The 19,679-nt window shown below is 68.6% G+C and carries 18 protein-coding genes; 14 read left to right on the top strand and 4 right to left on the bottom strand.

Annotated features, from left to right (window positions below; genetic code table 11):
- Positions 1-2: 2 nt before the first annotated feature.
- On the bottom strand, positions 3-1,232 hold the full coding sequence (locus tag A5688_RS18735; protein ID WP_067832008.1) for a Mur ligase family protein: 1,230 nt from the start codon (positions 1,230-1,232) through the stop codon (positions 3-5).
- 14 nt (positions 1,233-1,246) lie between these two features.
- On the opposite strand from A5688_RS18735, the gene A5688_RS18730 reads away from it, so the two are divergent.
- Positions 1,247-1,441, top strand: coding sequence for a hypothetical protein (locus A5688_RS18730; protein WP_067910903.1), 195 nt, complete (start codon positions 1,247-1,249; stop codon positions 1,439-1,441).
- Positions 1,438-2,430, top strand: a complete 993-nt coding sequence (locus A5688_RS18725) for a DEDDh family exonuclease (protein WP_067910900.1) — start codon at positions 1,438-1,440, stop codon at positions 2,428-2,430. Before A5688_RS18730 ends, A5688_RS18725 begins: the two co-directional genes overlap by 4 nt.
- Here A5688_RS18725 and leuA read toward each other — a convergent pair whose 3' ends face one another.
- A complete protein-coding gene (gene leuA / locus A5688_RS18720; RefSeq protein WP_067910896.1) occupies positions 2,431-4,230 on the bottom strand; it encodes a 2-isopropylmalate synthase in 1,800 nt (599 codons plus the stop codon). It lies immediately after the preceding gene.
- A 292-nt stretch (positions 4,231-4,522) separates the two neighbouring features.
- Between leuA and A5688_RS18715 the strand changes: the two genes are divergently transcribed.
- From A5688_RS18715 to egtE, 12 genes are all read left to right on the top strand, one after another.
- A complete protein-coding gene (locus A5688_RS18715; protein WP_067832001.1) occupies positions 4,523-5,788 on the top strand; it encodes an aspartate kinase in 1,266 nt (421 codons plus the stop codon).
- Complete coding sequence (locus A5688_RS18710; RefSeq protein WP_067831999.1) at positions 5,789-6,823, top strand: aspartate-semialdehyde dehydrogenase; 1,035 nt, start codon at positions 5,789-5,791, stop codon at positions 6,821-6,823. It begins immediately after the preceding gene.
- A 7-nt stretch (positions 6,824-6,830) separates the two neighbouring features.
- Positions 6,831-7,973, top strand: coding sequence for a DUF4185 domain-containing protein (locus tag A5688_RS18705; RefSeq protein ID WP_068268239.1), 1,143 nt, complete (start codon positions 6,831-6,833; stop codon positions 7,971-7,973).
- 198 nt (positions 7,974-8,171) lie between these two features.
- Positions 8,172-8,600, top strand: a complete 429-nt coding sequence (locus A5688_RS18700) for a hypothetical protein (RefSeq protein WP_207546703.1) — start codon at positions 8,172-8,174, stop codon at positions 8,598-8,600.
- Between the two features lie 154 nt (positions 8,601-8,754).
- Positions 8,755-9,300 carry a hypothetical protein gene (locus A5688_RS26985; RefSeq protein WP_082955002.1) on the top strand — a complete coding sequence of 182 codons (546 nt, stop codon included), beginning with the start codon at positions 8,755-8,757 and terminating at the stop codon, positions 9,298-9,300.
- A gap of 215 nt (positions 9,301-9,515) precedes the next feature.
- Positions 9,516-10,964: a catalase gene (locus tag A5688_RS18695; protein WP_067908005.1), complete on the top strand. Its 1,449-nt coding sequence runs from the start codon at positions 9,516-9,518 to the stop codon at positions 10,962-10,964.
- A gap of 69 nt (positions 10,965-11,033) precedes the next feature.
- Positions 11,034-11,660 (top strand): sensor domain-containing protein, encoded by a 627-nt coding sequence (locus A5688_RS18690; RefSeq protein ID WP_431602638.1) that lies wholly within the window; start codon positions 11,034-11,036, stop codon positions 11,658-11,660.
- A gap of 179 nt (positions 11,661-11,839) precedes the next feature.
- Positions 11,840-13,162 (top strand): ergothioneine biosynthesis glutamate--cysteine ligase EgtA, encoded by a 1,323-nt coding sequence (gene egtA / locus A5688_RS18685; RefSeq protein WP_067831984.1) that lies wholly within the window; start codon positions 11,840-11,842, stop codon positions 13,160-13,162.
- A 188-nt stretch (positions 13,163-13,350) separates the two neighbouring features.
- Positions 13,351-14,625 (top strand): ergothioneine biosynthesis protein EgtB, encoded by a 1,275-nt coding sequence (gene egtB, locus A5688_RS18680; protein ID WP_067832046.1) that lies wholly within the window; start codon positions 13,351-13,353, stop codon positions 14,623-14,625.
- Positions 14,625-15,347, top strand: a complete 723-nt coding sequence (gene egtC, locus A5688_RS18675; RefSeq protein WP_067831981.1) for an ergothioneine biosynthesis protein EgtC — start codon at positions 14,625-14,627, stop codon at positions 15,345-15,347. The genes egtB and egtC overlap by 1 nt, the downstream gene beginning before the upstream one ends.
- The gene (gene egtD / locus A5688_RS18670; RefSeq protein WP_067831978.1) at positions 15,347-16,312 is read left to right on the top strand and encodes an L-histidine N(alpha)-methyltransferase; all 966 of its coding nucleotides are present in this window, start codon (positions 15,347-15,349) and stop codon (positions 16,310-16,312) included. The genes egtC and egtD overlap by 1 nt, the downstream gene beginning before the upstream one ends.
- A 47-nt stretch (positions 16,313-16,359) precedes the next feature.
- Positions 16,360-17,466 carry an ergothioneine biosynthesis PLP-dependent enzyme EgtE gene (gene egtE / locus A5688_RS18665; RefSeq protein WP_067832044.1) on the top strand — a complete coding sequence of 369 codons (1,107 nt, stop codon included), beginning with the start codon at positions 16,360-16,362 and terminating at the stop codon, positions 17,464-17,466.
- On the opposite strand, the gene A5688_RS18660 is transcribed toward egtE, so the two are convergent.
- Together A5688_RS18660 and A5688_RS18655 are read right to left on the bottom strand one after the other, a co-directional pair.
- Complete coding sequence (locus A5688_RS18660) at positions 17,463-18,131, bottom strand: class I SAM-dependent methyltransferase (protein ID WP_067831975.1); 669 nt, start codon at positions 18,129-18,131, stop codon at positions 17,463-17,465. The genes egtE and A5688_RS18660 overlap by 4 nt on opposite strands.
- A gap of 10 nt (positions 18,132-18,141) precedes the next feature.
- On the bottom strand, positions 18,142-19,614 hold the full coding sequence (locus tag A5688_RS18655) for a glutamate--cysteine ligase (protein WP_067831961.1): 1,473 nt from the start codon (positions 19,612-19,614) through the stop codon (positions 18,142-18,144).
- Positions 19,615-19,679 lie beyond the last annotated feature (65 nt).

The following is a 19,679-nucleotide window of genomic DNA, read 5'->3' as shown; positions in this document are numbered from 1 at the left end:
AGTCAGCCATGGCGCGCCAACGCTCGCTGCAGCTGAAGGAACGCGGTGTAGTTGGCGACGACCTCCACCCGCCCGGGTGGGCAGGACGCGATGGCGGCCACGGTGTCGTGCACCAGGGTGTGGTCGACGCCCGCATATCCCAGGCGCACCGCCAGGTCGGTGCCGCGCTCCCCGGCGGCTACGACGGCCGTCTGCTCGAAGTGCTCGAAACGCACGTCCCAGAGCCACGACAGGTCTTCCCCGTCGGGCACCTGGCCGTTGACCGAGATGACCACCCCGGCGGCGTCCTTGTCCACCATCGATAGCGCTTCCTGCCAGCCGGCCGGGTTCTTGGCCAGCAGGATGCGCACCTCGTGCGCACCGACGCGGACCGTCCGATAACGCCCCGCGACCTCGTCGACCGCCGAGACGGCCGCGACCGCCGCCGCGGCATCCGCGCCCAGCGCGACGGCGGCCGCCACGGCCTGCGCGGCGTTGCCCCGGTTGACCGCGCCGGGCAGCGCCAACCGCATCGGCAGGGCCAGGCCGTCGGGCCCGTAGAGGGTGTCGTCGTCGAACCACCATTGCGGGCTGGGGCGTTTGAAGTCGGCGCCGGTGGAATACCAGTGGCCCTTATCGCGGACGATGACCTCGCCGCTGCGCGGGCAGCTGACCGAGTCGTTCGACCACGAACCCCCCGCGGCCACCCACACCACGTCCGGGCTGTCGTAGGCCGCCGACGTCATCAGGACATCGTCACAGTTGGCCACGACGACCGCGCGGGGGTGGCGGGCCAGGCCCGCGCGCAGGGTGCGCTCGATGACGTTGATTTCGCCGACCCGGTCCAGCTGGTCGCGCGACAAATTGAGCAGCACGACGACGCTTGGCTCGACGGCGTCGGAAACGTGCGGGACGTGCATCTCGTCGACTTCCAGGGCCGCCAGCGGGGCATCGCGGTTGGCGGCCAGCGCGGCGACCAGGCCGGCGTCCATGTTGGCGCCCTCGGCGTTGGTGGCCACCGCGCCCAGCGTCGCCAGCGCGGCTGACGTCATCCGGGTGGTGGTGGATTTGCCGTTGGTGCCGGTGACGATGACGGTGCGCCGTCCGGAGGCGAGTTGCCGGAGGACCGAGCGGTCCAGCGTCATCGCGATCAGGCCGCCGATCATCGCCCCGGCCCCGCGTCCGGTCACCCGCGACGCCCAGCGCGCGCTCGCTCCTGCGGCGAGGGCCAGGCGGGCACGGGTGGTGATCACGCGGGTGAGTTTAAATGTGGGCCGTCGCCGCCCTCGAATTCCGGGTCATCGCGAGCTCGGCGCCCTGGGCCGTTGCCCCTCGAATTCCGGGTGATCGCAAGGGCGGCGCTGTGCGCCGGGCGCGGCGGGTCGGCCGCATCGAATTCAGCGCCGACACGGCGCGCAGCGCCCAGGTGTTGTCGGTCTGCCGTGTCATCCTCAGTGCATGAGCGCGGTGTCCTGGGGTCGGCCGGCCAGCGAGCCGGACGCCGGCTGGGCCGTCGTCGATGTCGAGACCTCGGGGTTTCGCCCGGGCCAGGCGCGCATCATCAGCGTCGCGGCGCTCGGCCTGGACGCCGACGGCCAGGTCGAGCAATCGGTCGTCAGCCTGCTCAACCCCGGGGTGGATCCGGGTCCCACCCACGTGCACGGCCTGACCGCCGCCATGCTGGAAGACCAGCCACAGTTCGCCGACATCGTCGGCGACCTGGCCGAGGTGCTGCGCGGCCGCACGCTGGTGGCCCACAACGTGGCGTTCGACTACGCGTTTCTTGCCGCCGAAGCCGAGCTGGCCGAGACCGAACTGCCCGTCGACAGCGTCATGTGCACCGTGGAGCTGGCGCGGCGGCTGGACCTCGGGATCGACAACCTGCGGTTGGAGACGCTCGCGGCGCACTGGGGCGTCACCCAGGAGCGGCCGCACGACGCCTTCGACGACGCGCTGGTGCTGACGGGCGTGCTCGCGTCGGCGCTCAAGCTCGCCCGCGAGGGCGACATCTGGTTGCCGGTGCATCCGGTGACCAGGCGCCGCTGGCCGAATGGCCGGGTCACCCACGACGAGCTGCGACCGCTGAAGGTGCTGGCGTCGCGGATGCCCTGCCCGTACCTCAACCCCGGCCCCTACGTCGGCGGCCGACCGCTGGTGCAGGGCATGCGCGTGGCGCTGGCCGCCGAGGTCGGCCGCACCCACGAGGAACTCGTGGAGCGGATCCTGCATGCCGGGCTGGCCTACACCGACGCCGTTGACCGGGAAACCTCGCTGGTGGTCTGCAACGATCCCGCCGCCGAGCAGGGCAAGGGCTACCTCGCCCGGCAGTTGGGCGTGCCGGTGATCTCCGACGCCCAGTTCATGGCCTGCGTCGGCACCGTCATCGGCGGCACCGGCATGGACGAATTCACCGACGCCAGCACGCTGGACCAGCAGCTCGCACTGTTCTGATCAGGCGCGAGCCGCGCGGTTGACCGCCGACACGAGCGCCCGCAGCGACGCGGAGGTGATGGACGGCGCGATGCCGACCCCCCATACCGTGCGGCCGCCCACCGAGGCCTCCACATACGCCGCGGCCTGAGCTTCCTCGCCGGAGCTCATCGCGTGCTCGGAGTAGTCCAAGACCGAGACGTCGAACCCGACGGTGCCCAGCGCGTCGACGAACGCGGCGAGCGGGCCGTTTCCGGCCCCGATGATCTCGGTCTCGGCCCCGTTGATCTTGACGGTCGCGGTGATGCGGGTGACGCCGCCGTCCTCCTCGGAAGCGTCGACGCGCTGCCTGATCCGCTCCAGCGGCAGGATCGGCGCCAGGTATTCCTCCGAGAAGGCGTCCCACATCTCCTTCGGCGAGATCTCGCCGCCCTCGCCGTCGGTGATCTTCTGCACCACCTGGGAAAACTCGATCTGCAGCCGGCGCGGCAGGGCCAGGCCGTGATCGGCCTTCATGATGTAGGCCACCCCGCCCTTGCCGGACTGCGAGTTGACCCGGATCACCGCCTCGTAGGTGCGCCCGACGTCCTTGGGGTCGATCGGCAGATACGGCACCTGCCAGAGCATGTCCGCGACGTCGCTGTCCGCGGCGTCCGCGTCGAACTTCATCTGGTCCAGGCCCTTGTTGATGGCGTCCTGATGGCTGCCCGAGAACGCGGTGTAGACCAGGTCGCCGCCGTAGGGGTGACGCTCGTGCACCGGCAACTGGTTGCAGTACTCCACCGTGCGGCGGATCTCGTCGATGTTGGAGAAGTCGATCTGCGGGTCAACGCCGCGCGAGAACTGGTTCAGCCCCAACGTCACCAGGCAGACGTTGCCGGTGCGTTCGCCGTTGCCGAACAGGCAGCCCTCGATGCGGTCGGCGCCGGCCTGATAGCCTAATTCCGCTGCGGCGACGGCGGTTCCGCGGTCGTTGTGCGGATGCAGGCTCAGGATGACCGATTCGCGGTTGGCCAGATTGCGGCTCATCCACTCGATCGAGTCGGCGTAGACGTTGGGGGTGGCCATCTCCACCGTCGCGGGCAGGTTGAAGATGATCGGGTTGTCGGGCGTCGGCGCGATGATTTCGCCGACGGCGTCGCACACCTGCTTGGCGTATTCCAGTTCCGTGCCCGTGTAGGACTCCGGTGAATACTCGAAACGCCATTGTGTATCAGGGTATTTGGCCGCTTCCTCGACACATTTGCGGGCGCCCTCGGTCGCGATGGCCTGCACCGCGGCCCGGTCGGCGCGAAAAACGACGCGGCGCTGCAGGATTGACGTCGAGTTGTAGAAGTGCACGATCGCCCGGTGCACGCCCCGGCACGCCTCGAAGGTGCGCTCGATCAGTTCGGGCCGGCATTGGGTCAGCACCTGGATGGTGACGTCATCGGGGACGGCGCCCTCGGTGATGATCTCGCGGACGAAGTCGAAGTCGGTTTGGCTGGCCGACGGGAATCCCACTTCGATTTCCTTGTAGCCCATGCGGACCAGCAGATCGAACATGCGGCGTTTGCGCGCCGGGCTCATCGGGTCGATCAGCGCCTGGTTGCCGTCCCGCAGGTCGACGGCGCACCAAAGCGGCGCTTTGTCGATGACGCGGTCGGGCCAGGTGCGGTGGGACAGCCGGATGGGCTCGACTTCCTCGGTGAAGGGCCGGTACCGGTTGACCGGCATCGACGAGCCGCGCTGCGGGTTCCATGCGGGTTGCCCGGGCCCCGGTGGGCCCGCGGGCGGGACGATGGTTCGTATTGAGCTGAATGCGTCGGGATTGGAAGTCACGGTGATTGCTCCGGGGTGGGAAGGGGATCTTCAAGACCGGCGCATCGCGAACACCCGCGACGGGAAGCCGGTCTGGATCAGACCCCGTCGCGGCGTCCGAGGAGGAGCACCCGCTGCACGTCCTGCACTTTACCGCTTATGGCGCCTGGGTAAAAATGCCCGCGAGACCGTAGCGAATCCGCAGGCCGGGCTACCAGGTATCGCGACGTAAATCACCATGCGGTGGCACGTATTCTGTTGTGGACTTATTTCCGAATTTGAAGTGTCCAGGGCCGGAAAGGCGGGGAAAAACGTGGCGCTCGTCGTGCAAAAGTACGGCGGATCCTCAGTGGCGAACGCCGATCGGATCCGGCGGGTGGCCGAGCGCATCGTCGCAACCAAGAAGCAGGGGAACGATGTGGTCGTCGTCGTTTCCGCGATGGGCGACACCACCGACGACCTGATGGACCTGGCCCAGCAGGTGTGCCCGGCCCCGCCGCCGCGGGAACTGGACATGCTGCTGACCGCCGGTGAGCGAATCTCCAATGCGCTGGTCGCCATGGCGATCGAATCGCTGGGTGCGCAGGCGCGCTCGTTCACGGGTTCGCAGGCCGGCGTCATCACCACCGGCACGCACGGCAACGCCAAGATCATCGACGTCACGCCGGGGCGGCTGCAGACCGCGCTCGACGAGGGGCGCATCGTGCTCGTCGCCGGATTCCAGGGCGTCAGCCAGGACACCCGGGACGTCACCACGCTGGGCCGCGGCGGGTCGGACACCACGGCGGTGGCCCTGGCGGCCGCGCTGCGCGCCGACGTCTGCGAGATCTACACCGACGTGGACGGTATCTTCAGCGCCGACCCGAGGATCGTGCACAACGCCCGCAAGCTGGACACGGTCACCTTCGAAGAGATGCTCGAGATGGCGGCTTGCGGCGCCAAGGTTTTGATGCTGCGCTGCGTGGAATACGCACGCCGCTACAACATTCCGGTGCACGTCCGATCCTCGTATTCGGAGAACCCGGGCACCGTCGTCGTCGGATCGATCAAGGACATAGCCATGGAAGACCCCATCCTGACCGGAGTCGCGCACGACCGCAGCGAGGCCAAGGTCACCGTCGTCGGCATCCCCGACATCCCCGGTTATGCCGCTCGCGTCTTCCGGGCGATCGCCGATGCCGAGGTCAACATCGACATGGTGCTGCAGAACGTCTCCAAGGTCGAGGACGGCAAGACCGACATCACCTTCACCTGCGCGCGGGACAGCGGGCCCACCGCGGTGGCCAAGCTGGACGCGCTCAAAGACGAGATCGGGTTCAGCCAGCTGCTCTACGACGACCACATCGGCAAGGTGTCGCTGATCGGGGCCGGCATGCGCAGCCACCCCGGGGTCACCGCCACCTTCTGTGAGGCCCTGGCCGAGGTGGGCGTCAACATCGAGCTGATCTCCACCTCCGAGATCCGCATTTCGGTGCTGTGCCGCGACACCGAACTAGACAAGGCCGTCGTGGCGTTGCACGAGGCGTTCGGGCTCGGCGGCGAGGAGTCGGCGACGGTGTATGCGGGGACGGGCAGATAAATGGTTTCCATCGGAGTCGTGGGCGCCACCGGCCAGGTGGGCCAGGTGATGCGCAGGTTGCTCGACGAGCGGGACTTCCCCGCGACGTCGGTGCGGTTTTTCGCGTCGTCCCGCTCGCAGGGACGCAAGCTGGAGTTCCGCGGCCAGGAGATCGAGGTCGAGGACGCCGCGACGGCCGACCCGACCGGCCTGGACATCGCGTTGTTCTCCGCGGGCAAGACGATGTCGCTGGTGCAGGCGCCGCGGTTCGCCGCGGCCGGTGTGACGGTGATCGACAACTCGTCGGCGTGGCGCAAGGACCCGGACGTGCCGCTGGTGGTGTCCGAGGTGAACTTCGACAGAGACGCGCACCGCAGGCCAAAGGGCATCATCGCCAACCCGAACTGCACCACGATGGCCGCGATGCCGGTGCTCAAGGTGCTGCACGACGACGCCGAGCTGGTGCGCCTGGTGGTGTCGAGCTATCAGGCGGTGTCCGGCAGCGGGTTGGTCGGCGTCGAGGAGCTGGCGACGCAGGCGCGCTCGGTCATTGACGACGCCGAGCAGCTGGTGCAGGACGGTTCCGCGGTCGAGTTTCCGGCGCCCAAGACCTACGTGGCGCCGATCGCGTTCAACGTGGTGCCGCTGGCCGGCTCGCTCGTGGACGACGGCTCCGGCGAGACCGACGAGGACCAGAAGCTGCGGCATGAGAGCCGCAAAATCCTCGGCATTCCGGACCTGGCCGTGAGCGGCACCTGCGTGCGGGTGCCGGTGTTCACCGGGCACTCGCTGTCGATCAACGCCGAGTTCGCCCGGCCGCTGTCACCCGAGCGTGCGCGCGAGCTGCTCGACGGCGCGCCCGGGGTCAAGGTGGTCGACGTGCCGACCCCCTTGGCCGCCGCCGGCGTCGACGAATCCCTGGTCGGCCGTTTCCGGAACGACCCCGGGGTGCCCGACGGGCGCGGCCTGGCCCTGTTCGTGTCGGGGGACAACCTGCGCAAGGGGGCGGCGCTGAACACCATCCAGATTGCCGAGCTGCTGGCCGCCCAGCTGTAATAGGCGGGTGAGCACCGCCCACACCCGACTGGTCGCGCGGTGTTCGCTTGCTCTGGTCCTCTCTGCGCCGCAATGGTTTTGGGCCGCGCACGCCGACCCGCCGGCGCCGGCCCCCGAGCCGATCGTGCAGCCGCTGGCGCCCGGGCAGGTGCTGCGGATCGGCCCCACCGCCGGCACCGGCACCCCTACCGGCGACTACGGCATCGGCGCGACCGACCTCTGTGAGTTCGTCGAGTTCCCCACCGAGCTGCTCCAAGTCTGCGGCGACAGTTTCGCGGGCCAGGGAGTCGGATTCGGCGGCTGGTACGCGCCGGTGGCGCTGCACGTGGACACCGCTTCCGTCGACGACCCGGCCGGGGTGCGCTATACCGGCGTGACCGGGGTCAGCAATCCGCTGCTGGCCGACGCCGCCCCGCCGGGGACGTCGCAGCTACCCGCCGGGGTGGTGCAGATCAACCGGCGCAACTACCTGCTGGTGACGACGACGAAAAACCTCGAGCCGCAGACCTCCCGGCTGGTGACCGCGGAACCGGCGCGCGCGGGCTGGCAGACCATACCGGGATCGAAACGCCCCGCCTCCTATCAAGGCGGCTCGCAAACGCAGATCAGCGGCTACTACGACCCGATTCCCACCCCGGATTCGCCCACCGGGTGGGTGTACATGGTCGCTGACAGCTTCACCCGCCGCGACCCGGTGGTGCTGTACCGGGCCACGCCGCAGACGTTCACCGACCGGTCGCGGTGGCAGGGCTGGGCGGCCGGCCCGCAAGGCGGCTGGGGCAAGCCGCCGACGCCGCTGTGGCCGGACGCGGTGGGCGAGCTGTGCGTCCGGCAGATCGACGGCAAGGCGGTGCTGTCCTATTTCAACGCCGTCACGGGCAACATGGAGGTCCGGGTGGCCGACGACCCGACGACGCTGGGTGACGCGCCGGTCACCACGGTGGTGCAGCACGACGAGTGGCCCGAGCCGGCGGAAAGCCTGCCGCCGCCCTACGACAACCGGCTCGCGCAACCCTATGGCGGCTACATCTCACCCGGTTCTACGCTCGACGAGCTGCGAATCTTCGTGAGCCAGTGGGACACTCGCGCACGGGTGGCCGCGCCGTACCGGGTGATTCAATTCGCGGTGAATCCGCTGCGACCCGAGTGAAGGCCGGGCTTCGGCTCGCGTTCAGGCGCATCGGGTCCGTGTTCCCGGCGGGGAGGGATTCAGCGGCTGCAGGAGTGGCGTTTTCGTGCGCTGAGCGGGGGCTTTAGCTCACAGCTGCTACATAACTAGCGCATAGCCGTCACTACTGTTAACGGCTTCATCATTTGTCTCATGAGTGAAACATCTGAAACCCCCACTGTGCGGCACTCCACCGCCACTGCACCTGTCGCCGCGGAAGCGGCGGCGGCCTACCGGGCCCCGCGAGTCTTCCAACTCGCCGCGTGGGTCGCCATTGTCGCCGGGATCGTGTTCATCGTCGCGGTCATCTTCTTCACCGGCTTCATCCTCGGCCACCGCGGTGGCCATCACGGGCACCACCACAAGCACCACCACGCGATGGTGCACCACCGCGGTCCCGGCGGCCCGGGTAACTTCGGCGGCCCGGGTGCACCGGGCGGGCAGGGCGGCGGACAGGGCGGACAGACCGGTCCGGGAGCCACCACCGCTCCTCCGGCTCCGTCGAGCGTGCGTCCCAGCGGCATGGCCCCCGGTCAACTCCCGCCGTCGGTCTTCCACTCGGCGGCCACGACGGGTCAGGTCCCGAGCGTCATCGTGCTGACCAACTGAAAAGCCGTTACCAACCAGCGGCCCGGCGCTCCACACGAGCGCCGGGCCACCTGTCTTTCGGCATCACCGGCGTCTAACCGCCGCATCTCGATTCACAACATTTTTGTCGCCCAGACCTGTTAGGGACCAGAAGTGCGGGGCAATATGGCAAGACATGAGCGAGACACCCGAACCACCACGAGTTGAGCCGACCAACGAGGCGTCCCCGGCCGCACCCGTCGCCGCGCCCCCACCGCCACCCCCGCACCGAGTGAAGCCGCCGCGGCTGTACACGGCGGCGGCCTGGGTGGTGATCGTCGCGGGCATCGTCTTCATCCTTACGTCGGTGTTCTTCGTCGGCGCCTTCATCTGGAAGCACAACTACTACTGCCACCATCACCACCACGGCATGTTCCGCCCCGGCGGACCCGGACCGGGCAATGGGCCATGGGGAGGCCCGGGTGGCCCCGGGCCGGGGAACGGGCCCGGGGCGTACGGCGGTCCCGGCGGTTATGGACCGTGGTACGGCGGACCCGGTGGTCCGGGATCCGACAACGGGCCATGGGGATATGGGCCAGGGGGTCCGGGCTTGATCGTTCCGATGCCCCCCAGCGGCCCGGGCGGTCCCGGTGGGCCCGTTGCCGGCCCGGGAGTCAGCGGTCCCGGGCAGCCGCCGCCGGGTGTCAGCCCGACCCCTAGCGCGCCCGCGCCACGCCCCTGACAGCGCCGGCCTAAGTCACGCCCGAAATGGGTACTAGGACATGGTATTGCCGAATTTCTTGACCAGATCAAGATAAGGGGAATACTCGATTGCAGGCCGGACGATCCGGGGCCCCTCACTGCCGTACTGAAAATGCTTGATGCGTAAGCAGTTTCGGTACCGCGGTGTGTGACCTCGGGTGGTGCGGCCTCAGCCCGGTGACGAGGAGAGAGCTAATGACGGAGCGTTTCACGACCACTGACGCCGGTATCGCCGCGCCCAGCGACGATCAGTCGCTGACGATCGGCCCAGACGGCCCGATCTTGCTGCAGGACCACTACCTGATCGAGCAGATGGCCCAGTTCAACCGGGAACGCATCCCGGAGCGGCAGCCACACGCCAAGGGTGGCGGCGCGTTCGGCCATTTCGAGGTGACCAACGATGTCAGCAAATACACCAGGGCCGCGGTGTTCCAGCCCGGCACCAAAACCGACATGCTGGCAAGGTTTTCCACCGTCGCCGGCGAGCGGGGCAGCCCAGACACCTGGCGGGACCCGCGCGGCTTCGCGTTGAAGTTCTATACCAGCGAAGGCAACTTCGACATGGTCGGTAACAACACGCCGGTCTTCTTCATGCGCGACCCGCTGAAGTTCCAGCACTTCATCCGGTCCCAAAAGCGCATGCAGGCAACGAATTTGCGCGACCACAACATGCAGTGGGACTTCTGGAGTCTTTCGCCCGAGTCGGCGCATCAGGTGACCTGGTTGATGGGTGACCGCGGGATCCCCAAGACCTGGCGCAACATGAATGGCTACAGCAGCCACACCTACAGCTGGATCAACGCCGCCGGCGAGATCTTCTGGGTGAAGTACCACTTCATCACCGATCAGGGCATCGAGTTTTTGACCCAGGAGGACGCCGACCAGCTCGCGGGCGAGGATGGGGACTATCACCAGCGCGACCTGTACGAGGCGATCGAGCGTGGGGACCACCCGAGCTGGACGCTGAAGATGCAGATCATGCCGTACGAGGAGGCAAAGACCTACCGCTTCAACCCGTTCGATCTCACCAAGGTGTGGCCGCACAGCGACTACCCGTTGATCGACGTCGGCAAGATGACGCTGAACCGCAACGTCACCGATTACCACACCGAGATCGAGCAGGCCGCGTTCGAGCCGAACAACACGGTGCCGGGCACCGGGTTGAGCCCGGACAAGATGCTGCAGGCGCGTGGCTTCTCCTACTCCGACGCGCATCGTGCGCGGCTCGGGACCAACTATCGGCAGATCCCGGTCAACGAGCCGAAGGTCGAGGTCAACAGCTACTCCAAGGACGGGGCCATGCGGATGAAGAACGTGTCCGACCCCGTCTACGCGCCCAACTCCTACGGCGGCCCACACGCCGATCCGGCCCGCGCCGTCGAGATCCGCTGGCACGCCGACGGCGAGATGGTCCGCTCGGCGTACACGCTGCATGCCGAGGACGACGACTGGGGTCAGGCGGGCACCATGGTCCGCGAAGTCCTTGATAACGCGGCTCGGGATCGGTTGGCGCACAACATCATCGGCCATGTCTCCAAGGGTGTTAAGGAGCCGGTGCTATCTCGGGTGTTCGAGTACTGGCGCAACGTCGATCCCGATCTCGGAAAGAAGGTCGAGGACGGCGTCCGGGGCGACGGGGGCTGACCGCACCGCTGGGCGGTTTGGCATGATCGCTGCATGACCATGCGGGTTGCCCGGAGGTGCGGGGCCGCGATGGCCGTCGGCTTGGTTGTGGTGGGCACGGTCGCGACTCCGGTCGCGGCCGCGCACCCGTCCGAGCCGGGCGTGGTCAACTACGCCGTCCTGGGCAAGGGGTCGGTCGGCAACATCGTCGGCGGGCCGATGGGGTGGGAATCGGTGTTCACCCAGCCCGGGCAGGGCGACTGGGTGGACCTGCCGGACTGCAACAACTGGGCCGACATCGGCCTACCCGAGGTGTACAACGATCCCGACCTGGCCTCGTTCAACGGAGCCGTCACCCAGACATCGGCCACCGACCAGACGCATCTGGTCAAGCAGGCCGTCGGGGTGTTCGCCACCGACGAGGCCGCCGGTCGGGCCTTTCATCGAGTGGTGGATCGAACGGTCGGCTGTTCGGGACAGACGACCGGGCTCCACCTGGACAACGGCAGCACGCAGGTGTGGTCGTTCGACGGCGCACCGGCCGGCCCGGCCGACGCGAACTGGACCAAGCAGGAGGCGGGCACCGATCGGCGCTGTTTCAATCAAACCAGGCTGCGTGAAAACGTGTTGCTGCAGGCGAAAGTGTGCCAGTCCGGCAACGCCGGGCCCGCGGTGAACGTCCTAGCTGGGGCGATGCAGAACGCGCTGGGTCAGTAAGCGAGCGATCGGGTACCCGCTTTCCCGTGCAGCCGAAAGTGCGGGGAGGGGAATATGTCGGGGGCGTCTGATAGATGAAGCACTAGACGAAGTAGTGCCGAATATCGTTCGATTAGCTGCGCAGGGAAGCGGTCCGGGGGTGCACGTCAAGGCGTGCCCGGGCCCGAAGGGATCGTGATATGACGTTCGCGCCGATCACTGCCGCGGCTTCGCGCTCGGAGTCGCGGGTGGCTGGTGCCGACCCCGCCCCGGAGCTGAACATCGCCGAGCTGCCCGACTCGGCGGCCGTCGCGCAATACATCGCCGAGGGATGTCTGGTGGACGCGCCGCTGGGCCGTGTCGGCCTGGAGTTGGAGGCCCATTGCCACGACCCGGCCGACCCGCACCGCAGACCCAGCTGGGACGAAATCGCCGGTGTGCTCGACGCGCTCCCCGCGTTGCCGGGTGGCAGCCGGATCACCGTGGAACCGGGCGGCGCCGTGGAGTTGTCCGGGCCGCCCGCCGACGGCGTGGTTCCCGCGATCGACGCCATGCGCCGGGATCAGGCCCTCCTGCAGCCGGCGTTCGCCGCGGCCGGGTTGGGCCTGGTCTTCCTCGGCGCCGACCCGCTGCGGCCGCCCAAACGCATCAACCCCGGCGCCCGCTACCGGGCCATGGAGCGGTTCTTCGCCACCAGCGACTCGGGGGAGGCGGGCGCGGCGATGATGACGTCCACCGCCTCGATTCAGGTCAACCTCGACGCCGGGCCGCGGGACGGCTGGGCGGCGCGAGTGCGCCTGGCGCATGCCTTGGGACCCACCATGATCGCCATCACCGCCAACTCGCCGATGCTGGTCGGCGACTTCACCGGCTGGGTGTCCAGCCGACAGCGGGTGTGGGGCCGGATGGATTCGGCGCGCTGCGGGCCCATCCTGGGCGCCAGCGGCGACGACCCGGGCACCGACTGGGCCCGGTATGCGCTCAAGGCGCCGGTGATGCTGGTGCACAACCCCGACGCCGAAGCCGTCACGCATTGGGTGCCCTTCGCCGATTGGGTCGACGGCCGGGAACTGCTTGGGGGTCGCCGTCCCAGCGTCGCCGACTTGGAGTACCACTTGACCACGCTGTTCCCGCCGGTGCGCCCCAGGCAGTGGTTGGAGATCCGATACCTGGACAGCGTGCCCGACGCGCTGTGGCCCGCCGTGGCGTTCACGTTGGCGGCGCTGCTCGACGACCCGGCCGCGGCCGACCTGGCGGCCGAGGCCGTCGAGCCGGTGGCCACCGCCTGGGACGCCGCGGCCCGGGTGGGGCTGCGGGACCGGCGCCTGTACACCGCGGCCAACGCGTGCATGGCCATCGCCGCTGCGAAAGCGCCCGCCGAACTCGATGATTCGATGCAGCGATTGGTCAGCCTGGTCGAACAGGGCCGCTGTCCCGGCGACGATTTTTCCGACCGGGTGATCGAGCGCGGCCTCGCGGCCGCGGTCTCGGAGGCGGCGCGTTGCTCACAAGGCGAGCCATGACGACTCCTGATGATTCCGACCCGCTGCGCCCGACTGCGCCGCGCTTGCGGTCGTCGATTCCTGATGATTCCGACCCGTTGCGCCCGGCTGCGCCGCGCTTGCGGTCGTCGGCTCCTGATGATTCCGACCCGCTGCGCCTTGCTGCGCCGCGCTTGCGGTCGTCATGCCGGGACGGGATTGCCGACGACATGGCGCGGACGCGCGAGCGGACGTTGCGCCTGGTCGAGTTTGACGACGCCGAACTCTGCCGGCAGTACGACCCGCTGATGAGCCCGTTGGTGTGGGATCTGGCACACATCGGTCAGCAAGAAGAGCTGTGGCTGCTGCGGGGCGGGGACGCCACCCGGCCCGGTATGTTGCCGGCGGCGGTCGAGGGTCTCTACGACGCCTTCGTGCATTCCCGCGCCAGCCGGGTCGACCTGCCGCTGCTGTCGCCGGACAAGGCGCGCGCATATTGCCGCACCGTGCGCTCCGCCGTGCTCGACGCGCTCGACGCGCTGCCCGACGACCCGGCGGGCGACGAGGCGGCTTTCGTGTACGCGATGGTGGTCAGTCACGAAAACCAGCACGACGAAACCATGCTGCAGGCCTTGAACTTGCGCGGCGGCCCACCGATTCTGCATGAATCGTCGGTGCTGCCGGCCGGCCGGGAGGGCCTGGCCGGCACGTCGGTGCTGGTGCCCGCCGGTGAATTCGTGCTCGGTGTGGACGCGGCGAGCGAACCGTATTCGTTGGACAACGAGCGGCCGGCCCACGTCGTCGACCTGCCCGCGTTCCGGATCGGCCGGGTCCCGGTCACCAACGGCGAATGGCGGCAGTTCATCGACGACGGCGGCTACGACCAGCCGCGCTGGTGGTCGGAGCGCGGTTGGCGGCACCGCCAGGGCGCGGGCCTGACTGGGCCGCAGTTCTGGAGTTCCGACGGGGCGACCCGCACCCGGTTCGGCCACGCCGAGGACATCCCGGCCGACGAACCCGTCCAGCACGTCAGCTATTTCGAGGCCGAGGCCTACGCCGCCTGGGCCGGTGCCCGGCTGCCCACCGAGATGGAATGGGAGAAGGCCTGCACCTGGGACCCGTCCACCAACACGCGGCGAAGGTATCCCTGGGGAGAACGCAGACCGGACGAGTTGCTGGCCAACCTGGGCGGCAGTGCCTTGCGGCCGGCCCCCGTCGGCGCCTACGCCGCCGGCGCTTCGGCGTACGGGGCCGAGCAGATGCTCGGCGAGGTGTGGGAGTGGACCACCTCGCCGCTGCGGCCCTGGCCGGGATTCGTCCCGATGCTGTACGAGCGGTATTCGCAACCGTTCTTCGACGGCGATTACCGGGTGCTGCGCGGCGGTTCGTGGGCCGTGGAGCCGGGAATCATGCGGCCGAGTTTCCGCAACTGGGATCACCCGTACCGGCGCCAGATCTTCTCCGGTGTCCGGTTGGCGTGGGACGTCCCCGGGGATTCCGCCTGATGTGCCGGCACCTGGGCTGGCTGGGGGCTGACGTCACCGTCTCCTCGCTGGTGCTCGACCCGCCGTTCGGGCTGCGGGTGCAGTCGTATGCGCCGCGCCGGCAAAAGCATTGCCTGCTCAACGCCGACGGTTGGGGTGTCGGGTTTTTCGACGCCACCTCGCCAACACCCGCCGAGGGCGGGGTGCCGCGCCGCTGGCGCAGCCAGGCGCCGCTGTGGGGAGACGTGTCGATCGATTCGGTCGCGCCCGCGCTGCGCAGCCACTGCGTGGTGGCCGCGGTGCGCTCGGCCACCGTCGGCATGCCGATCGAAATCAGCGCCACCGCCCCATTCACCGACGGGCAATGGTTGTTGTCGCACAACGGAATCGTCGACCGAGCCGTGTTGCCGACGACATCACGGGCCGAATCAGTCTGTGACAGCGCCATATTGGCATCCGTCATCTTCGAGCGCGGTCTTGACGCGCTGGGGGACACCATCGCCGAGATTGCGGCGGCCGACGCCAACGCCCGATTGAACATCTTGGCGGCCGACGGTTCCCGCATGCTGGCGACGGCCTGGGGGGACACGCTGTCCATCCTGCGCCGCCCGGACGGTGTGGTGCTGGCCAGCGAACCCTACGACAATGACGCCGAGTGGGAGGACGTGCCGGACCGCCATCTTGTCGAAGTCACTGCGAATGGCGTCACGCTGACGCCGCTGGATCAGTCGAGAGGATCTTGATGACGCTGTCGCTGTCGAACCACCTGGCCGCCGACTCGGCGTACCACGCGTTGCGCCGTGACGTGCTGGATGGCCTGCAGAAGACTCCAAAGACGTTGCCACCCAAATGGTTCTACGACTCCGTGGGCAGCGATCTGTTCGACCAGATCACCCGGTTGCCCGAGTACTATCCGACCCGCGCGGAGGCCGAGATCTTGCGCGCGCGTGCGGCCGAAGTCGCATCGGTCAGCGGCGCGGACACCCTGGTGGAATTGGGCAGCGGAACATCGGAGAAGACCCGCCTGCTGCTCGACGCCCTGCGCGCACGGGGTTCGCTGCGCAGGTTCGTCCCATTCGACGTCGACGCCAGCATCCTGTCGAGTGCCGCCGAGGCCATCCAGCGGGAGTACGAGGGCGTCGAAATCAAGGCCGTCTGTGGGGATTTCGAAGAGCACCTGAGCGAGATCCCGGAAGGCGGGCGACGGCTGTTCGTATTTCTGGGGTCGACGATCGGCAACCTCACGCCCGGACCGCGCGCGGAATTCCTCGCGGCGCTGTCCGCGCAGATGCGGCCCGGCGACAGCCTGCTGCTGGGCACGGACCTGGTCAAGGACACCGAGCGGCTGGTGCGCGCCTACGACGACGCCGCCGGGGTGACGGCCGCGTTCAACCGCAATGTGCTGGCGGTGGTCAACCGGGAACTCGACGCGGATTTCGACGTCGACGCCTTTCGGCACGTGGCTCGGTGGAACGCGGCCGAAGAGCGCATCGAGATGTGGCTGCGGTCCGACCGGCGGCAGCGGGTGCGGGTCGGCGCGCTCGAGCTGACCGTCGACTTCGAAGCCGGCGAGGAGATGCTCACCGAGGTGTCGTGTAAGTTCCACTCCGACAAGGTGACCGGCGAATTGGCCGCCGTGGGATTGCGTCGCACCCGGTGGTGGACCGACAAGGCGGGCGACTTCGGGTTGTCGTTGGCCGTGAAGTGATCGTCGGTAACGCGCTGGCCGCTCAATGGCGGTCGGCCCGCCCGCCGATGGCCGGACTGCACCTGGACAACGCCGCCTGTTCACGGCAGAGCCTGGCGGTGATCGAGGCCGCCGCGCAGCACGCCCGCAACGAGTCCGAAGTCGGCGGATACGTCGCGGCGGAGGCCGCCACACCGGTGCTCGACGCCGGCCGCGTCGCATTCGCCGCGCTGACCGGAATGCCCGATGCCGAAATGGTTTTCACCACCGGCTCGCTGAATGCCCTGGATCTTCTGCTGGGCAGCTGGCCGGCGGACCGAAAAAGACTGGCGTGCCTGCCCGGCGAATACGGACCCAACCTGGCCCTGATGGCCGCGCATGGGTTCGACCGGCAGCTGCTGCCGACCCTGGAAGACGGCCGGGTCGCGCTGGACGACGCGGCGCTGACCCTGGATACCGACCCGCCGGATCTGGTGCACCTGACCGCGGTGGCCAGCCATTCCGGTGTGGTGCAACCGGTTTCGATGATCGCCCAGCTGTGCCGGGAACTGGGGCTGCCGCTCGTCGTCGACGCGGCGCAGGCGCTGGGTCAGGTGGACTGCGCGGTGGGCGCCGACGTCACGTATTCGTCGTCACGCAAGTGGATCGCCGGCCCGCGCGGTGTGGGGATGCTCGGGGTGCGCCGGGAGTTGATGGAAAGCCTGCACCCCAGGCTGGCCGCGCCGGACTGGGCCAGGAAAGACGGCTCGCCGACGGTGGCCGAACAGCTGGAATTCGGTGAAGCCAATGTCGCCGCGCGGGTGGGCTTTTCGCTGGCGCTGGGCGAGCACCTTGCGTACGGGCCGCAGGCCGTGTACGCACGCCTGGCCGAGCTGGGCGGTCTGAGCCGCACGGTGCTGGCCGATGTGGCCGGGTGGACGGTGGTCGAAGAGGTCGAAGAGCCCAGTGCCATCACCACTTTGGCGCCGAACGACGGCGCCGACCCGCAGGCGGTGCGGGCCTGGCTGCTCGCCGAGCGGCGGATTCTGACCACCTTCGCCGGGGTGCAGCGCGCGCCCCTGGAGCTGACCGAACCCGTGCTGCGGATCTCGCCGCATGTGGATACCACGGCCGAAGATCTGGAGACCTTCGCCGAAGCGCTCATCGCCGCGACTGCGGCGACCTCGGCCAGCTAGCCGGCCTTGTGCGCGGTCAACAGGTAGGCCGGCATCTTCATGCGGCCCTTCTCGTCGCGATCGTGCTGCGGGCCGTCGGGGATCGGCGGAATGTTGGCGTGGATGAAGGCCGGCCGGATCTCATCGATCTCCCAGTACTTACTCACCGCGTCGCGGAGCTCGTCCTCGTCGACTTCGTTGGGCTTGGCTTCCCATTCGGCGGGGAAGGCGCCCTTGGCGAAGACCAACACGAAGAAACTGGCCCCCGGGGCCGCCGCGCGGTGCACCGAGCTCAGGTAGCCGTCACGGCTCTCGACCGGCAGCGAGTGAAACAGCGTGCTGTCGGCGACGGTGGAGAAGCGGCCGTCGTAGCCACCGAACGAGGTGATGTCGGCCTGGACGAAGGTGGCCGTCGTCAGGCCGCGGTCGGCCGCCGCCTGGGTGGCCGCCGCGACGGCGGTGGGGGTGAGGTCGATGCCCACCACGGTGTAGCCCTGCGCGGCCAGCGTCAACGACAGCTCGGCGACTCCGCAGCCGGCGTCCAACACGTCGCTGCGAAACTTGCCGGCCTCGATCAGGGCGGCCAGTTCGGGTTGCGGCTCACCGATATTCCATGGCGGCGGACCTTCGAATTGAGCCTGCTCGCGGTACGCACCGTCCCAGTCCATCACTTGGTCAGACGACATGCCTTTCAAGCTACTCCCAGGTGTGCACCGGCGCGTTGGCGTGCATCTGCTCGCAATACCGGTGCAGCATCTCGGCCAGCGCCGCGGGCCTGCTCATGCCGCCGTCCTGCAGGGCGCGCACCGTGGACACCTGCCAGCTGGCACCGTTGCGTCCCGTGCGGGCCCGGCCCTCGATGACCCCGAGGAACCGGTCGCGGACCTCGGCGTCGACGCCCCACCGCCGCAAGCCTTCGTCGGCGATCGGCAGCAGCGTGTCGAGCACCAGTTGGCGTGCGGTCACCTCACCCACCCCCGGCCAGCGCTGCCGGGCGTCGATGCCGTAGCGCGCGGCCGCCAGGAAGTTGCCTTCTGCCACAGTGAAATCCGTGCCGCCCCACAACGGCTTGTCGGCTTCGGACAGGCTGCGCAGCACGCCGTAGAAGAAGGCCGAGTTCGCCAGCATGTCGACGACCGTCGGCCCGGCCGGTAACACCCGGTTCTCCAGCCGCAGGTGGGCCCGCCCGTCGACCACGTCGTACACCGGACGGTTCCACCGGTAGACCGTCCCGTTGTGCAGGCGCAGTTCGGAGAGATGCGGGGCGCGCCCGGCGGCCAGCTCGGCTGCCGGGTCTTCGTCGGACACCTCGGGCAGCAGGGACGGAAAGTAGCGGATGTTCTCCCGGTAGAGGTCGACGACCGAGCCGATCCACTGTTCGCCGAACCATACTCGCGGGCGCACGCCTTGGGTTTTCAGCTCCTCGGGCCTGGTGTCCGTGGACTGTGTGAACAGCTCGATGCGGGTTTCGGCCCACAACTGGTGCCCGAAGAAGAACGGCGAGTTGGCGCCCAGCGCCAATTGCGGGCCCGCGACGATCTGCGCCGCATTCCAATTGGCGGCGAACGTCTCGGGCGCCAACTGCAGGTGCAATTGCATGCTGGTGCAGGCGGATTCGGGTGCGATCGTCGCGGTGTGCCAGCTCAGCGGCTCGGGGCCGGAGATGTCGATGGGAATGTCTTCGCCGCGGGCGGTGAAGATCGATTCGTTGAGGGCGGCGTATCGCGTCGATTCGCTCATCCAGCCGTGGTCCAGGTGCTCGGGCATCAGGGTGGGCAGGATGCCGATCATCACGATGTGTGCACCGCCGGCGGCGCCGGCCTTGGTCTCGGCGTCGTTCAGGCTCGTTCGCACCTCGGCCTCGAGGTCCAGCACGGAGTGCCCGGGCAGCGCGTGCGGCGGCACATTGAATTCAATGTTGTACGCGCCCAATTCGGTCTGATACGCCGGATCGCCGATGGCGTCCAGCACATGGCGGTTGGACATGGCCGGCTGGTAGTCGGCGTCGACGAGGTTGCACTCGATCTCCATGCCCGTCAGCGGCTGCTCGGACTCGAAGCACGACCGGGCCAGCATCGTCTCGAAGACGTCCAGGCACAGCTGTACCTTGCGACGGTATTCCCGCCGATGTGCGCTGTCGTACGTGGTGCGCTTGACCTCTTCGCCCACAACGCAGATGCAACAGGGTTACCGCCCGTAACGCAAGCTCCCACGAGTCGTGGTCCCCGCCTCGT

It is taken from the genome of Mycobacterium mantenii, assembly GCF_001667865.1.
Taxonomy (GTDB): domain Bacteria; phylum Actinomycetota; class Actinomycetes; order Mycobacteriales; family Mycobacteriaceae; genus Mycobacterium; species Mycobacterium mantenii_A.
Note: the sequence above shows the minus strand (reverse complement) of the source record. Positions and strands in the feature narration are given on the sequence as shown.

What these genes read in the sequence shown, in the direction of transcription:
- A5688_RS18660 (WP_067831975.1), bottom strand. Translation starts at nt 18,131, where the DNA reads ATGTCGTCTGACCAAGTGATGGACTGGGACGGTGCGTACCGCGAGCAG.
- egtE (WP_067832044.1), top strand. Translation starts at nt 16,360, where the DNA reads ATGGCCGGACTGCACCTGGACAACGCCGCCTGTTCACGGCAGAGCCTG.
- egtA (WP_067831984.1), top strand. Translation starts at nt 11,840, where the DNA reads ATGACGTTCGCGCCGATCACTGCCGCGGCTTCGCGCTCGGAGTCGCGG.
- A5688_RS18730 (WP_067910903.1), top strand. Translation starts at nt 1,247, where the DNA reads ATGTGGGCCGTCGCCGCCCTCGAATTCCGGGTCATCGCGAGCTCGGCG.
- egtB (WP_067832046.1), top strand. Translation starts at nt 13,351, where the DNA reads ATGGCGCGGACGCGCGAGCGGACGTTGCGCCTGGTCGAGTTTGACGAC.
- egtC (WP_067831981.1), top strand. Translation starts at nt 14,625, where the DNA reads ATGTGCCGGCACCTGGGCTGGCTGGGGGCTGACGTCACCGTCTCCTCG.
- A5688_RS18710 (WP_067831999.1), top strand. Translation starts at nt 5,789, where the DNA reads ATGGTTTCCATCGGAGTCGTGGGCGCCACCGGCCAGGTGGGCCAGGTG.
- A5688_RS18690 (WP_431602638.1), top strand. Translation starts at nt 11,034, where the DNA reads ATGGCCGTCGGCTTGGTTGTGGTGGGCACGGTCGCGACTCCGGTCGCG.
- A5688_RS26985 (WP_082955002.1), top strand. Translation starts at nt 8,755, where the DNA reads ATGAGCGAGACACCCGAACCACCACGAGTTGAGCCGACCAACGAGGCG.
- A5688_RS18695 (WP_067908005.1), top strand. Translation starts at nt 9,516, where the DNA reads ATGACGGAGCGTTTCACGACCACTGACGCCGGTATCGCCGCGCCCAGC.
- A5688_RS18725 (WP_067910900.1), top strand. Translation starts at nt 1,438, where the DNA reads ATGAGCGCGGTGTCCTGGGGTCGGCCGGCCAGCGAGCCGGACGCCGGC.
- egtD (WP_067831978.1), top strand. Translation starts at nt 15,347, where the DNA reads ATGACGCTGTCGCTGTCGAACCACCTGGCCGCCGACTCGGCGTACCAC.